A 13361-nucleotide genomic window follows, 5' to 3' on the forward strand; every position below is an offset into this window, starting at 1 on the left:
CGATCGGTGTGACGTTGCCGAGGGTCAGGACCGCGTGGCGGCGAGCGCAGCGGCAGGCTCCCAGGCGAACCCGTCCTCGTCGGTGAAGGCGTCGGCGGCGCCGCCCAGGACGATGCGGTGCGAGCCGGTGCCGTCGGCGGGGACGCCGAGGTCCTTGGCCAGGGCACGGCGCTTGTAGAGCGCCAGCTTGACGCGGCTGGAGTCCGCGGGGGTGAACTCGGCGTACTTGCCGCCGAAGCTCTTGGCCACGCTCAGACCCCGGCCGACGTAGAACTCCTTGGTGGCCTTCACGCTCTCGACGCCGATCAGCAGGACGACCTCGTCGATCTCGCGGGTGGCGGGGCCGGTGTCCTTCTTCGCCGAGGTCGCGATCTTCCAGATCGTGCCGTCCGGGGCCCGGACGACGCCGCCGTAGCCCCAGAGCGACTTCGTGGCGGGCTTCAGCACCGTGGCGCCGGCCTCGACGGCGGCGCTGACGAAGCCGTCGACGGTGGCCGGACCGGACACCGTGAGCGCCAGGGTGAAGCCGCGGAATCCGGTGGACGGTGCCGTGGACGCCCGCAGGCGAATGTACGTGTCCACGCCGAAGGCGCCGTAGAAGCGGCGAGCGGCCTCGAGGTCGGCCACCTCGAGGGTGACGGATGCGAGGGTTGTCCGGGCTGCGGTGGAAGCGGTGGTTGCCATGACCATCACGCTAGGGGCCGGGCCCCGGCCAGGGCTTCTCGATTCCTGACCGGTCGGCCGACGCCCGCCTGGCCCGGCGTTCCGCACGTGCCGACGCCCCCGACAGCCGTACCCCTGGATCGGGGCGCCGAACGCCCGCGTACGGCTCGGCCCCGACCGCTGGACGGTGCCTAGCCCGTGACGGCCGGGCCCAGTGCTCGGGCCAGGGCGGTGCGTGAGGTGACGCCCAGCTTGCGGTAGGCGTTGCCCAGATGGGAGTCGACGGTGCGGTGGCTCAGGAAGAGGCGTTCGGCGATCTGCCGGGAGCGCAGTCCCTCCGCGGCGAGGTCGGCGATCTCCCGTTCGCGCTCGCTCAGCGCGGACCGCAGATCCACGGCGGGGGTTTCGGTCGGCGAAGGGAAATCGGCGGCCCGTGGCTCGGTGGACGGGAGTCCCGCGGCCGGGGTCGCCGCGGTCGGACCGGCGTCCCCGCCCCGCCGGGTGTCCGCAGCGAGTCGGTCGCGGACACGTGCCGCTTCCTCCACGGCCAGGGACGCACCGCAGGAGCGGGCCAGGGCCTCGGCCTGTGCCAGGACGTCCAGCGCGGCGGTCCGGCCGCGTTCCGACAGGGTCGTCGGCGCCCACTGCAGCGGCAGACCGAGGCGGCCCGCGTCCGCCTCCGCGTCGGCGAGCAGCCGCTCGGCCTCCTCCACGTGACCACGGGTCAGCGCGGCGGTCGCCATGAGGGCGAGGAGCGAGGGCCGGAAGGTGGGCTGCACCTGTGGCAGCCCGTCACCGCCCCCGCCGCCCAGCAGTGTCCGCAGGCAGCCGGTGGCGTCCCCGCCGAGCAGCTGAGCGTGCGCCAGCAGGCTGATGGCGGAGGTGGCCCACCAGCCCCGGCCGAGAGCGGCGGTGTCCACCGCTCGCGCCGCGAGCGCGACCGCCTCCTCGGTGTAGCGCCGCCCTCGGGCCCAGACCAGCGTCATGGCGCGCATCGCCGTCGCCAGTGTCACCACGTCGGGGGCGTCGACCGCGAATCAGTTCGGTGGCCTCGGCGGACAGTACGGTGGGCAGCGGCCGGGGCAGCAGCGCCATGCCGGTGCGGGCGATGGCCTCCGCTTCCTCGTAGCGGCACAGCAGACGCTCCGCGTCGGCGCAGACCGCGTACGCTCGCAGCAACAGCCCCGAGCTCGGCGTCGTGCCCCCGTCGCCGTTCGGCCGCGTGAGCGTGGGACCGCCCCGGGCGAGCAGGTCGTGGGCGAGGGCACGGGCCTCGCGGCGGCGTTGTGACGGGCCGGGCCTGCTGAGCGGCGCCGGGCGTGCCGTCCCCGTCTCAGGGAAGGACCCGTGCGTCGGCGGGCGCGGCAGGGCCCTCCTGGGGCCGGGGCGCTCCGGCCGTGGTGACGACGATGAGGACGTCGTCGTACGACCACCGGCGTGTTCCGGTCTTGGGCGGATTGAGGAGCGGGATCCCGGAGGCGCCGGGGCGGTAGCCGAGGGCGGTGGCGCCCTGCCGACCGGCGGCCTCGACGAGCGTGGCGAAGGGGGCCTCGGTCCCGGCGGGGACGTAGTCGGTGGCGGGGCGGAGACGGACCGCGTTGCCCGTCGGGGAGAAGAGCTCGTCGAAGGCCGCCGCGAGTTCGGTGGTCTGCGAGACCTGGGCCATGAGCAGGCCGACGAGCCGCCCGCCGACCACGAGGTCCGTGTGCGGGCCGGACGGGGCGAGGGGGCGGTGCTGGGCGTCCGTCAGTTCGGCGACGGTGGGGCTCCGGTGGCCCGACTCCCGCTCGGCGGCGCGGAGCCGGAGGAGGGTGACGAGGGTGTGCTCGTCGGGGTCGGGGTGGTCGTCGGGGCCGCCGAGGACGAGGACGTGGTGGGCCGGGTCGGGGGTGGGGAGGGTCTTCTCCCGGACCGCCGCCCAGCCGTTGCGGGCGAGGCCGTCGACGATGTCCGGGCCGCGCCGGTTCCAGCCGAGAATCAGGACGCGCCCGGGGACTGCCCGGATGCCGACGCCGGTCGCCGCCGGCGCGGACGAGGGCGGCAGGGGCGGGAGCGGTGTCGCCGGGATCGTGGTCCAGGTCGGTGGGGTCTCGTCCTCGGCCAGGACGACGACGGCGTCGCCGGGGGCGAGGGTGGTCTGGGGCGGCGGGTTGAGGAGCGGCGAGCCGTCGGGCCGTACGAGGCCCACCACACACGCGTCCACGCAGGCCGCCCGTAGTTCGGCGAAGGTCCGGCCGCCGAGCCCGGGGACACGGTGGACGTGCAGCTCGGCACCGGCGAAGTCGAGCAGGTCCTCCAGGACGTGCGACAGTCCGGGTTCGAGGACGCACTGGACGAGGGTCCTGGCCGCGATGCCGTCGGCGTCGAGGACGACCGCGCCGTGCCCGGCGGCGAGCCGAGCGGTGGCGACGTTCCGGGTCTGCCGGACCGCCGCCACGACGCGTACCGGGCTCGCGTCGCCGACCACGGCCCGGAGCGCCAGCAGTGTCTTGACGACCTGGGTGTCGGCCTCGGGGGTGTCCGGCGGCAGCACCACGACCGCCCCGGCGGCGGCCGGGCTGACGCGGGCGAGAGCTGCCGGATCGGCGGGGCGGCCCCGGCGGCAGAGCAGCCGGACGCGTCGGCCGCCGGCGGCGGCGAGAACGGCCCGTAACTCCCGCTCCATGTCGAGCTTGTCACGGTCGGCGAGGACCACGACCGCGCTGTTCCGCCGCTGGGCATGGGCGGCGAGCAGCTCGGCGACGAGCGTCGGGGTCTGCTCGGACCAGCCGAGGACCAGTGAGTGGCCGCGCTCCACGACCGTCGTCTGGCCGCGCTGGAGCTCGGTCAGCCGGTCGGTGATGGCGGTGGTGACGAGGCCGACGAGGGTGGAGACGTAGAGCAGGGAGACGAGGGCCAGCAGGACGGAGATGACCATCCGCAGCGGTGGGCCGACCTCGCCGCCGAGCCGGAGGGTCTGGCCGACGGTCCGCCAGACGGTCGCCACCTTGCCCTGGACGGTGTCGGGCGAGCGGTTGTCGGTCCAGACGAGGAGGGCGCTCGCCGGCGCCACCACCGCCAGGCAGACCAGCGCGAGCCAGCCCGCGACCGTGGTCATGCCCTTCACCACGGTCCGGTCCACCCAGTACCGCGTCCGGTCCCGAAGCGGCGGCGTGGGACGGGTACGGGGCGGGCCGGGAGTCAGCGGGGCCGGGACGGCCGCAGGACGGGACGGCCGCTGGGGCGGGACCGTGAAATCGAGCTCCTTGCGCACGTCAGCAGGGTGACGGGGGTACCGGGGCGAAACGCCGTCGACGGGCGCCGTTCATCCTTTCGGGCAGGCGGCCGGGAGTCATGCGTTCGAACCACAGGCGCCATCGCGCGCCTCCGCGCCCCTCCGCGCGCCCGGGCGCCGGTTCGGCAGGCCCACCCGTACCCCTGAGGGTGAGGGGCGAAGGCTCCGCGTCCTGCGAATCAGGGCAACTGCTGTTCGGCCCAGATGATCTTCCCGGTCCCGGTGTACCGCGTCCCCCAGCGCTGGGCGATCTGCCCGACCAGGAACAGACCCCGCCCGCCCTCATCGGTGTCCGCGGCGAGCCGCACGCGCGGCGAGGTACTGCTGGCGTCGGCGACCTGGCAGATCAGCGTCCCCGCGTACACGAGGCGTACTCCGATCGGGCTCCCACCGTGCCGGATGGCATTGGTCACCAGTTCGCTGAGGATCAGCTCCGTGCCGAGGACCAGTTCCTCCAGGCCCCAGCGGCGCAGCTGGGCCGTGGCGGTGGCCCGGCTGGCGGACACCGCCGAGGGGTCGGGCGGGACGTTCCATTCGGCGATCCTGTCCCCGGGCAGCGCGCGGGTACGCGCGACCAGCAGGGCGATGTCGTCGGCCGAATCCGCCGGGAGCATCGCCCTGAGCACAGCGCCGCAGGTCTCCTCCGGACTTCGCCCGGGGTGGGAGAGGGCCGTGCGCAGCCGCTCCAGTCCCACGTCGATGTCGTGGGTCCGTGACTCCACCAGCCCGTCGGTGTAGAGGACAAGCTCACTGCCCTCGGGGAGGTCGAACTCGATCGTGGTGAAGGGCAGTCCGCGCAGTCCCAACGGCGGTCCGACGGGAGTGTCGGGAATGCTCGCGGTGCCGTCGGGGCTCACCAGCATGGCCGGCAGGTGCCCGGCCCGGGCAAGCTGACAGCGGCACGTGACCGGGTCGTAGATCGCGTAGAGGCAGGTGGCGCCGACGACAGCGTCCTCGCGGCCGCCGGCCGTCTGCTCGTCGTCGATGCGGGCCACGACCTCGTCCAGGTGGGTGAGGAGTTCATCGGGCGGCAGGTCGAGCATGGCGAGGTTCTGCACGGCGGTGCGCAGTCTTCCCATGGTGGCGGCGGCGTGAAGGCCGTGTCCGACGACGTCACCGACCACGAGTGCGACCCGGGCACCGGACAGCGGGATGACGTCGAACCAGTCTCCGCCGACTCCCGAATGGGCGGGCAGGTAGCGGTGGGCGGCCTCGACGGCGTCCTGCGCCGGCAGCCCGCGCGGCAGCAGGCTCTGCTGGAGGGTCACCGCGAGCGGATGGCCGCCGCTGATGGCAGCCGCGAGCTGTTCCTGGCTCGTGTACCGGGACTCGAACTCGCCTCCGTTGCGGCCCAGTCGGAGCACGGCGATGCGGTCCGCGACGGCTTGAACGTCGTCGAGGTTGTGGCTGACCATGATCACCGCGTGACCCTGGTCACGCAGCCGACGGATCAGGTCGAGCATCCGCGAGGTCTGTTCCACGGTGAGCGTGGCGGTCGGCTCGTCGAGGACGACCAGCTGAGGGCTGCCCAGCAGAGCCCGTGCGATGGCCACCGTCTGGCGCTGGCCCAGGGTGAGCGCCTTCACGGGCGTCCGGATCCCGGGAAGGCTGATGGCGAGGCGTTCGAGCAGCGCGATGGTGCGCTTCTCTATCTCGATCTGCCGCAGGACCCCGAACCTGCGCAGTTCGTGGCCGAGGTAGAGGTTGGCGACCACGTCCAGCCGGCCGATCAGCGTCGGGTCCTGGTAGACGGTGGCGATGCCGAGCCGTTGGGCATCGACGGGCCGGCGCAGCTCGACGGGCACGCCCCGCCACTCGATGGTCCCCGCATCCGGCGGGCCCACCCCGGAAACCGCCTTGACCAGTGTGCTCTTGCCGGCTCCGCTGTCACCCACCAGACCGAGCACCTGCCCCCGGTCCACCTGGAGGTCGACCGAGTCGAGCGCGACGACCCCGCCGAAGTGCTTGGTGATCCCACGCAGGGACAAGAGCGGCCCCCTGGGCACTCGCCCACCTCCACCCTCTCCGTACCTTCGGACGGCAGCCTTCGGACGGCACCCCGGAAGGCTCGCCCGATCGGGCGAGCCTTCCGGGGAGCCTGCAGCAAGGGTTGTCCACCCCGGCGCCTGCCCCGTGAACGGTGGTGACGGGACACGCGAGAACGCCCCGTTCGGCGGCACGTGCAGCAGTCCCGGCGCGCCCCACGCGGCACTTCCCCTTCGGCGCGCCCCACGCGGAACGTTCCGTCCGGCACGCCCCATGACTGATCGAGGGAGGTCTTCGCTGTTCCTGTCGCCCGTCCGGCCCGTCCGGCCCGTCATGCCAAGCCCCCTTCGGCCCCGTCGCGGGCGCCGACCCGCGGGCGCACCACAGCGATGGCTTCGCCGGCCCAGGCGTGCCGGACCGAGGCGCTCACAGGTGGTGACCGGAGGAATTCACGAGGTGAGAAATTAGATGAATCCTTCACTGAATTTGCGTCAATAACCGTCGCCGTTTATTTCGATTACATAACAGGACGATCGAAAAGGCCTGGACCAATCCTCAATCATTCGATCAACTCCCTTTAATTCGCAAGCAATTGAGTGTTCATTAGATACGGAAGCGTAGGTAACGGAATGGATTCTCTGAGCACGCTCCCCTTTGTCCGAATTCTTCACCGGGAGGTTCTGACAGGCTTCCGCGCACCCAGTCTTCTGACCAAAGAGTTGAGGTGTGCATGCCTAGACATAGGAAGCCGAAGGACAACCGGGCACGCGGGGCATGGCCTCGCAGACCCTTCATGGGCATGACCGCCGCGATGGCCATCGCGGCGGTCATAGCCGGAGGGATCGCCTACGGGGCGGGACGCGCGGACTCGGGCGAGACTCCGCTCGCCCGCCTGGAGACCCCCGTCATCGGTGTCGCCGACACCGCCGTCCCCGCCGCCGCGCCCGCCAGGAGCGTGGAACCGGAGCCGATCCAGAAGAAGCCGACCAACGAGCCGGCCAAGGGCCTGGTGTACGACGGGCTCAAGGCGGCCCCTCAGGGAGACCGCTGCGCAGGCGTCTACGCCACGGCCACAGGTCTGTGCACCCACGGCCCCGACGCGCCGCCCAAGGGCGTCGACATCAAGAAGGACACTCCGCCCGCGGTCAAGTCCGTGACACCCGCGGCCGATCCCGCCAAGCCGGCCCCGCCGCGGACCGCGCCCCGTAAGAGCCGGGGACCGTCGCAGGACGCGCCCGCCGTCGACGCGCGGGCCCCGCGCAGCGCGGCCGCCGTGTCGCCGAGTCCCCCCGCCGCGACCGCGCCGGCCGCCCCCGGGACCACCACGACCGCCGCCGCGGGGCCCGCCGGGCAGACCGTCCAGTGCGACGGCGACGGCAGCACCGGCAACCGGGTCCAGGTCGTGTACGTCCACGGCCCGGGTCGCGACCGGTACTCCGAGTACCTCGCCTCCTTCCGCAAGTGGGCGGCCGACGCCGACCTCATCTACTCGGCCAGCGCCGAGGACACCGGCGGTGTCCGCCACATCCGGTACGTGACGGCCGCGGACTGCACGCCCACCGTCCTCGACGTCGAACTCCCCGACTCCGCGCTGGCCGAGTTCAGCGCCACCAACCGAGCGCTCGCCTCCAAGGGCCTCGACCGACGCGACCGCAAGTACATGATCTTCGCGGAAGCACAGGTGTACTGCGGCATCGGCACCTTCGCCGGCGACGAACGGCCGGGCCAGTCCAACCTGAGCAACTTCGGCCCCTCGTACGGGCGAACCGACAGCGGCTGCTGGGGCGGACACACCGCGGCCCACGAACTCGGCCACAACCTGGGCGCGGTCAACAACAGCGCGCCCAACACCAGCCGGGGTGCGCACTGTACGGACGAGTGGGACGTGATGTGCTACTCCGACAGCCCGTACTACCCGAAGATGCGGAACGTCTGCACCAACCGGGCCTCCGAGAACATCCTCGACTGCAACCACGACGACTACTTCCACACCAGCCCGCAGCCGGGCAGCTACCTCGCCACGCACTGGAACATCGCCGACAACCAGTTCCTGATGCGGACCAAGGGCGGCGGTACCGGACCGGACCCCACGCCGAACCCCACACCCAGCCCGACGTCCACCCCCACCCCCACCCGCACGCCGACCCCCACGCCCACGCCGACCACGCCGCGGCCGGGCGCCGCACCGGACGTGACGGTCGGCCAGATCCAGGCGGACTCGGTCGTGGTGAGCTGGCCGCGGGTCGGCGGAGCGGCCTGGTACCAGGTACTCCTCGACGACAGGCACCTGACCTGGGTCCAAGGGACCGCGCTGCGGATCTACAACCTGCGGCCGGGCACCTCGCACACTGCCGCCGTCTCCGTCCGCGACGGCCAGGGCCGTGACAGCGGACCGGGCCGGGCGACGAGCTTCCGTACGGCCGGTGCGGGCGGCACCACCACTCCGGGCACCCGCTACCTGCTCTCCAACGGCAGCACCGGGCTGAGCGCCCAGCTGTGGGGCGGCCGAAGCGCGGACGGCACGGTCCTGGTCGGTGCACAGAGCAACGGGTACGAGCAGCAGCAGTGGTACTTCGACGACGCGGGCAGCGGTCTCGTACGCGTCCGGTCGGCGGCCTCCGCCAAGTGCCTGCAGCCCGGCGGCACGCCTGCCCCCGGCATGTGGGTGGCCCAGCAGCCCTGTGCCGCCGGCTCCTCCGCCCAGCAGTGGCGGATGACGGTGGTGAACGGCGCGGTCACACTCACCGACCGGAACGGGTCCTACGCACTGACCGTCAGCAGCCGCCCGTACTACGGGGCCTGGCTGCTCGACCTCCAGCACGTGGACGGACGACCGGGGCAGATCTGGACGGCCCGCCGGGCCGACTGAGCCGACCAGTTGGTCACCCCCTCGACGCACGTCGGGCGGGCCGCCGATCGGCGGCCCGCCCTCGGCGCCCCTCGCACCTCGCGTCACCACGCCTCGTCGCCCTCACTCTCACCCTCACCTTGACCTTCACGCTCACCTTCACCGTCACCTTCACTTTCACTTTCAGCCGCGTAAGCCCACGCCAGCCCGCCCCTGTCTCCCTCAAGCACCGGACCGGAGCCCCGCCATGCACACCGCCACCCGACCCGCACTCATCGTGACCGCAGCGCTGGTCCTGAGCCTCGGCATCGCCGCGCCGCAGCCCGCCGCCGCACACGGCGACACCCTGGACGTGGTCATCACCGGTCACCGGGACGGCCACGTCCTGACCAAGGTGACCTGGGAGAACGACGGCGATGCGGTCGACGAGAAGGTCGCCGCGCTGGTCAGCGCCGTCAGCGCGGACGGCCGCCGTACGGCGGGCCCTTGGAAACTCGTCCGCGACAGCCGCCCGACCGACTGGACCACCGCCGAAGCCCTGCCGGCCGGCAGCTGGACGGTCACGGTCGCGGCCGGGCAGCCCGCGCTGGGGCATGCCGAGCGGCAGTTGACGGTGGCGGCGGCCGCCTCGTCGCCCGGTGCCTCGTCGGTTCCGGCCAGGACCGCTGCCACGCCGACCGCCCAGACTCCACCGGGGACGCAGGCCACTCAAACGGCTCCCGAGGCTTCCCCGTCCCCGTCGACATCTCACTCCGCGGCCGAGGACGTGGACGACGCCACCTGGGGTCACTGGCTGACCACGGCGGGGCTCGCCGTCGCCTCACTCGCCGGAGCGGCGGCCGGGATCTGGATACGACGGAGGCGGGGCGGACGGCGCTGAGGCACGCGCGATGCCGTCCGGGTTGAGCACCCCGGTCTCGATGTCCCGCACCGGGTCGTACGCGGACGGTTCGACCCGCGCGACCCGCCCCACTCCCCCGAGCACGGCCTCCGGCAGCTCCTGGACCCCGGACGGCCGCATCCCGGGCACGGACGGCGCCTCGGCGACGGCGAGTCCACGCTCGCCGGGCAGGGTGTGCGGCGCGGGCAGCGTCATACGTCCATGGCGTCCTCCTCGGGCAGACCGTGCGCGCGTACGGGAAATCCACCTGATCAGCGCGTTGCCGGGGCAGTAGCATCCCCGGATGCGAAGCATCGAGGCCCTGATACCGCGGCCCGGAGCCGACGACGCCGCAGGCCTGAGAGAGGTCGGCGCGGAGGAGCTCGCCCGCTACGTGGCGGACCCCCGCCACCCGTGGTGGCGCCGCAGGCCGTGCGCAGTCGCGCTGACCGGCCGGGTGCCCGAGCCGTACGTCCCCGGACTGATCGCGCGCGTCCAGGATCCCGGGGACACCTCCGAGGTGCGCCGGGCGCTCCTCGACCTGCTCGCCGACCGGACGGAGCTGCTGCCCTGGCTGCGGCACGAGGACCGCGCGTCGGACACCTCGTACGGCATGGGCGCGGCCTTCCTGAAGGCTCGGGGTGTCCTCGGCGACCGCTCGGCCGCGCCCGAGCTGTCGACCCTCGCCGCCTCTCCCTGGCAGGGGGAGCGCGACGCGGGCGATGCGGGTCTCGACGGGCTCGTGGACCGGTACGGAGCGGACGCGATCCTGGCGGAACTCGGCGAGGAGCGGCCCGAGGACCGGGAGTTCCGCGTCTGGACGCGGTACCGGGCGGACGAGGACGTGACGTACGCGCTCGCGGATCCGGACCGGACGGTCGCGTACGTCGGGCAGTCGCTCGCGCACGACGCCGACCGTCTGCGCGCCTACCTCGACGAGGCGCCGACGACGGAGGCGAAGGTCTGGGCAGCGTACGCGCTCCACGGCCTCACCGAAGACAGGGCGGAGGCCCGGGCGGTCTACGAGCGTCTGGGACGCCCCCGGGTCGAGGTCGAGGGCCTGGACGAGGAGCTCCGGCGCGCGATCGTGCACGAGTACGGTCCCGGCTGTCAGCGTGCGAGCGACCCGCGGTGGCGGATCGAGGCCGTGTGCGCCGAGCCGCCGGCCCGTCCCGACGTGGAGGACCTGCTCCGCCGGGCGACGGCCGCCCTCACGGCGGCCGGCCTTGAGCCGAGGCCCCCTGTCTCCTGCGGTGAGGACCACCAGCAGGGGGACGGGACGTACCACGTGATCGAGACCGGCGGGGGCCGGCTGCTGATCAGCACGCTGGGCCCGTTCGCGACCGGCGAGCAGGAAGCTCACGACGCGGCCCGGCGCGCGCTCGAATCGGCGGGCTTCCGCTGGATCGACGAAGAGACGGGCGCGATCCGGGTCACGGACCTCTGCGTCTACTACTACGGCGGCCGGAACCCTCTCACGGTCGACGCGCTGCTCTTCTACTGGCAGGACTAGAACCTGTCGTCGGCGTATGGGCCCGGAGGGCTCAGCGGGTACGGCCGGGGGCGGATCCCTTGCGGACCCGCCCCCGGCCCGCGCCGGCTCAGCGTTTGAGCATGAAGGTGAAGTCGTCGGAGAGCCGGCCGTTCAGCCGGGCCGTCGAGACGAGCCTCCCCTCCTTGATCAGTCGCTCTACCTCGGCCCGTGACAGACCGAAGCCTTCGGCGACCAACCGCACCGGCCGTACCGGGATCCGCGCGGCGAAGCGGACCGAGACATCGGCCGTCTCATCGTCCAGGTGGTCCGATCCCCCGGTGTCGAGGCGCCAGGCACCCGCCCAGTCGAGGGCGACGTGGTTGCGGCGCCGTAGGCCCGGGTCCTGGAGCAACTCGGATGCCAGGCTTGGGTCGTTGTCGTGCATCCGGTCGAGCAGCTCCGGTCGTACGGAGCGGACGTTCGCCCGCTCCAGGACCGTGAGCTTCGCCGTGTCCCCGCAGGAGGCGCAGAGCACGAGCAGCCAGGCGTCGAGGAGCTTGTGGTGCGCGTTGACGCGGAACTTGCCGTTCGCCCGGAAGCGCTCGGAGGCGCAGGTGTGGCAACGGCGGAGGACGGCAGGAAGGCAGGTGGGCATGACCACCCAGCGGTTGAGCACAGGAGTACACCGGTTTCAGTGAGAAATCCGCAGCAAGAAGGAGCGCGGCGCTCAAGCGCGACGCGCGACGGTTCAGCGCTCGGTGGGTCTCACACGGTGTACAAAGGCCTGCCCTTGGCTCGACGACGTGGCTCGGCAGTACCGTACGGGCGCCCGGTGCCGCCGTTCCACAGGTTTTCGCCGAGCTGTACGGGCCGCGCCACCGGCTCCGTACGCGGAGGAAGACGAGGGTCGGCTCGCGGCGGGGGAGGCAGCGGAAGACGCGGCGTCTTCCCTCCGGGGGTGCGGTCGGGACGGTGGGGGCAGGGTGCGGGGAGGGATGGTCCACGGTGGTCTTCCGCCTGTCACCACAAGGGCTTCGGGCGGCGTCTGGCCTGATTGCCCGTTGTGCCGCCACCGGCTCGCGCCCGAGACTGACGTGTGCGAACGGGAACGCGGGAACGGTGTGTTCGGTGAAACGGATCCACTTCACGAGCCAGGACCTGATGCGGATCCGAGTGGCCGGGACGATCGGCACGGCAGCCGAGACCTTGGACAGTGTGAGGCTGCTGCACACCGCTGACGTCGGCCTCGGTTTCCGGCGCTGGCAGGTTTCGGTCCGAGGCCGACTGGACGAACGGGTACGCCCCCTCCTCGCCCTGCTGCCGCCCGAGGGGCCCGATGTCGACCTGTGGAGCCTGGCCGGCGACTCGGTGTGCATCGAGGAGGCGGTGGACCGACTGCTCGGCGCTCCCCGTGACCTGCTCCGTCTCGAGTTCGAGAACATTCGCTTCCGTCCCGCGCACCGCGTCTGGGCGCGCGACCTGGTGGACGGCGACCGCGAAGCATGGCTCCAGGTCACCACGGCGCTACGGGCCTGCCACGCCGCCACCGTGGCTCCGTACTGGGACAGGGTGCGCTCGCATCTGGCCGAGGTCCGCGCCACGTATGCGAACGCGATGACCGAAGGCGGGGTCGACCGTCTGCTGCAAACCCTCTGCGGCCCCACGCTCCGCTGGCGGCCACCGGTCCTCGAACTGGATCACCCGCACGCGGCCGATGTACATCTCAACGGGCGCGGTCTCGTCATCGCGCCCACGCTGTTCTCCGGCCGGCGGGCCGAGCTGATGCACCCCTCGCTGGATCCGGCCGAAGCCCCCGTCCTCGCCGTCCCGTCCGTCACCGACGCCCTGGTGGGCAACACACTGTGGGACGGCAGCGGCACCTCCAGCGGTCAGGCGCTGGAGGACCTGCTGGGACGCACACGCGCCGCGATCCTGGAGGCGGTGGCAGTCGGTCACAGCACCACGGATCTGGCACGTCGGCTCAGCATCTCGCCGGCGACCGTGAGCCACCACACCTCCGTGCTCCGCAACTCCGGCCTGGTCGCCACTCGAAGGGAAGGCAAGGCGGTCCTCCACACCGTGACATCGATGGGCATGGCCTTGCTGGAGCCGGGTTCACGCCCGCTGTGACCGACCACTCGCGGGCGAACTCCCGCGGGCAGGCTCCCGCGGGCGAGCCGCGCGACGGATGCCACGTCACTCCTCCCCATGTTTTCGACGGAGCTCGAAAGCATGG

Annotated in this window: 9 protein-coding genes and 2 pseudogenes; 4 read left to right on the forward strand and 7 right to left on the reverse strand. The window is 72.6% G+C overall.

All coding sequences use genetic code 11. The annotated features are described in order from the left end of the window. Nucleotides 1-24: 24 nt before the first annotated feature. From OG392_RS01310 to OG392_RS01330, 5 genes and pseudogenes are all read right to left on the reverse strand, one after another. Nucleotides 25-690 (reverse strand): glyoxalase, encoded by a 666-nt coding sequence (locus OG392_RS01310; RefSeq protein ID WP_329274523.1) that lies wholly within the window; start codon nucleotides 688-690, stop codon nucleotides 25-27. A gap of 164 nt (nucleotides 691-854) precedes the next feature. Then, entirely contained in the window at nucleotides 855-1658 is an 804-nt protein-coding gene (locus OG392_RS01315) for a helix-turn-helix transcriptional regulator (RefSeq protein WP_329274526.1), read from the reverse strand. Nucleotides 1659-1996: 338 nt separating this feature from the next. Then, nucleotides 1997-3760 carry a CASTOR/POLLUX-related putative ion channel gene (locus OG392_RS01320; RefSeq protein ID WP_329274528.1) on the reverse strand — a complete coding sequence of 588 codons (1764 nt, stop codon included), beginning with the start codon at nucleotides 3758-3760 and terminating at the stop codon, nucleotides 1997-1999. Between the two features lie 356 nt (nucleotides 3761-4116). Further along, a pseudogene (locus OG392_RS01325) lies at nucleotides 4117-5217 on the reverse strand (ATP-binding SpoIIE family protein phosphatase); the annotation flags it as partial. A 222-nt stretch (nucleotides 5218-5439) separates the two neighbouring features. Beyond that, nucleotides 5440-6258 (reverse strand): annotated as a pseudogene (locus tag OG392_RS01330) (ATP-binding cassette domain-containing protein); the annotation flags it as partial. A 464-nt stretch (nucleotides 6259-6722) separates the two neighbouring features. Here OG392_RS01330 and OG392_RS01335 point away from each other — a divergent pair. Next, a complete protein-coding gene (locus OG392_RS01335; RefSeq protein WP_329274529.1) occupies nucleotides 6723-8792 on the forward strand; it encodes an RICIN domain-containing protein in 2070 nt (689 codons plus the stop codon). A gap of 226 nt (nucleotides 8793-9018) precedes the next feature. Next, nucleotides 9019-9651, forward strand: a complete 633-nt coding sequence (locus OG392_RS01340) for a hypothetical protein (RefSeq protein WP_329274531.1) — start codon at nucleotides 9019-9021, stop codon at nucleotides 9649-9651. On the opposite strand, the gene OG392_RS01345 is transcribed toward OG392_RS01340, so the two are convergent. Further along, entirely contained in the window at nucleotides 9592-9867 is a 276-nt protein-coding gene (locus OG392_RS01345) for a hypothetical protein (protein ID WP_329274533.1), read from the reverse strand. The genes OG392_RS01340 and OG392_RS01345 overlap by 60 nt on opposite strands. 88 nt (nucleotides 9868-9955) lie before the next feature. On the opposite strand from OG392_RS01345, the gene OG392_RS01350 reads away from it, so the two are divergent. Next, nucleotides 9956-11164: a hypothetical protein gene (locus OG392_RS01350; protein WP_329274536.1), complete on the forward strand. Its 1209-nt coding sequence runs from the start codon at nucleotides 9956-9958 to the stop codon at nucleotides 11162-11164. A gap of 88 nt (nucleotides 11165-11252) precedes the next feature. Here the strand turns inward: OG392_RS01350 and OG392_RS01355 are convergent, their stop codons facing one another. Then, the gene (locus tag OG392_RS01355) at nucleotides 11253-11801 is read right to left on the reverse strand and encodes a DUF1062 domain-containing protein (RefSeq protein ID WP_329274539.1); all 549 of its coding nucleotides are present in this window, start codon (nucleotides 11799-11801) and stop codon (nucleotides 11253-11255) included. Between the two features lie 452 nt (nucleotides 11802-12253). Between OG392_RS01355 and OG392_RS01360 the strand changes: the two genes are divergently transcribed. Next, nucleotides 12254-13255 (forward strand): ArsR/SmtB family transcription factor, encoded by a 1002-nt coding sequence (locus OG392_RS01360; RefSeq protein ID WP_329274541.1) that lies wholly within the window; start codon nucleotides 12254-12256, stop codon nucleotides 13253-13255. Nucleotides 13256-13361: the final 106 nt, after the last annotated feature.

This window comes from Streptomyces sp. NBC_00691 (genome assembly GCF_036226665.1).
Lineage (GTDB): Bacteria > Actinomycetota > Actinomycetes > Streptomycetales > Streptomycetaceae > Streptomyces.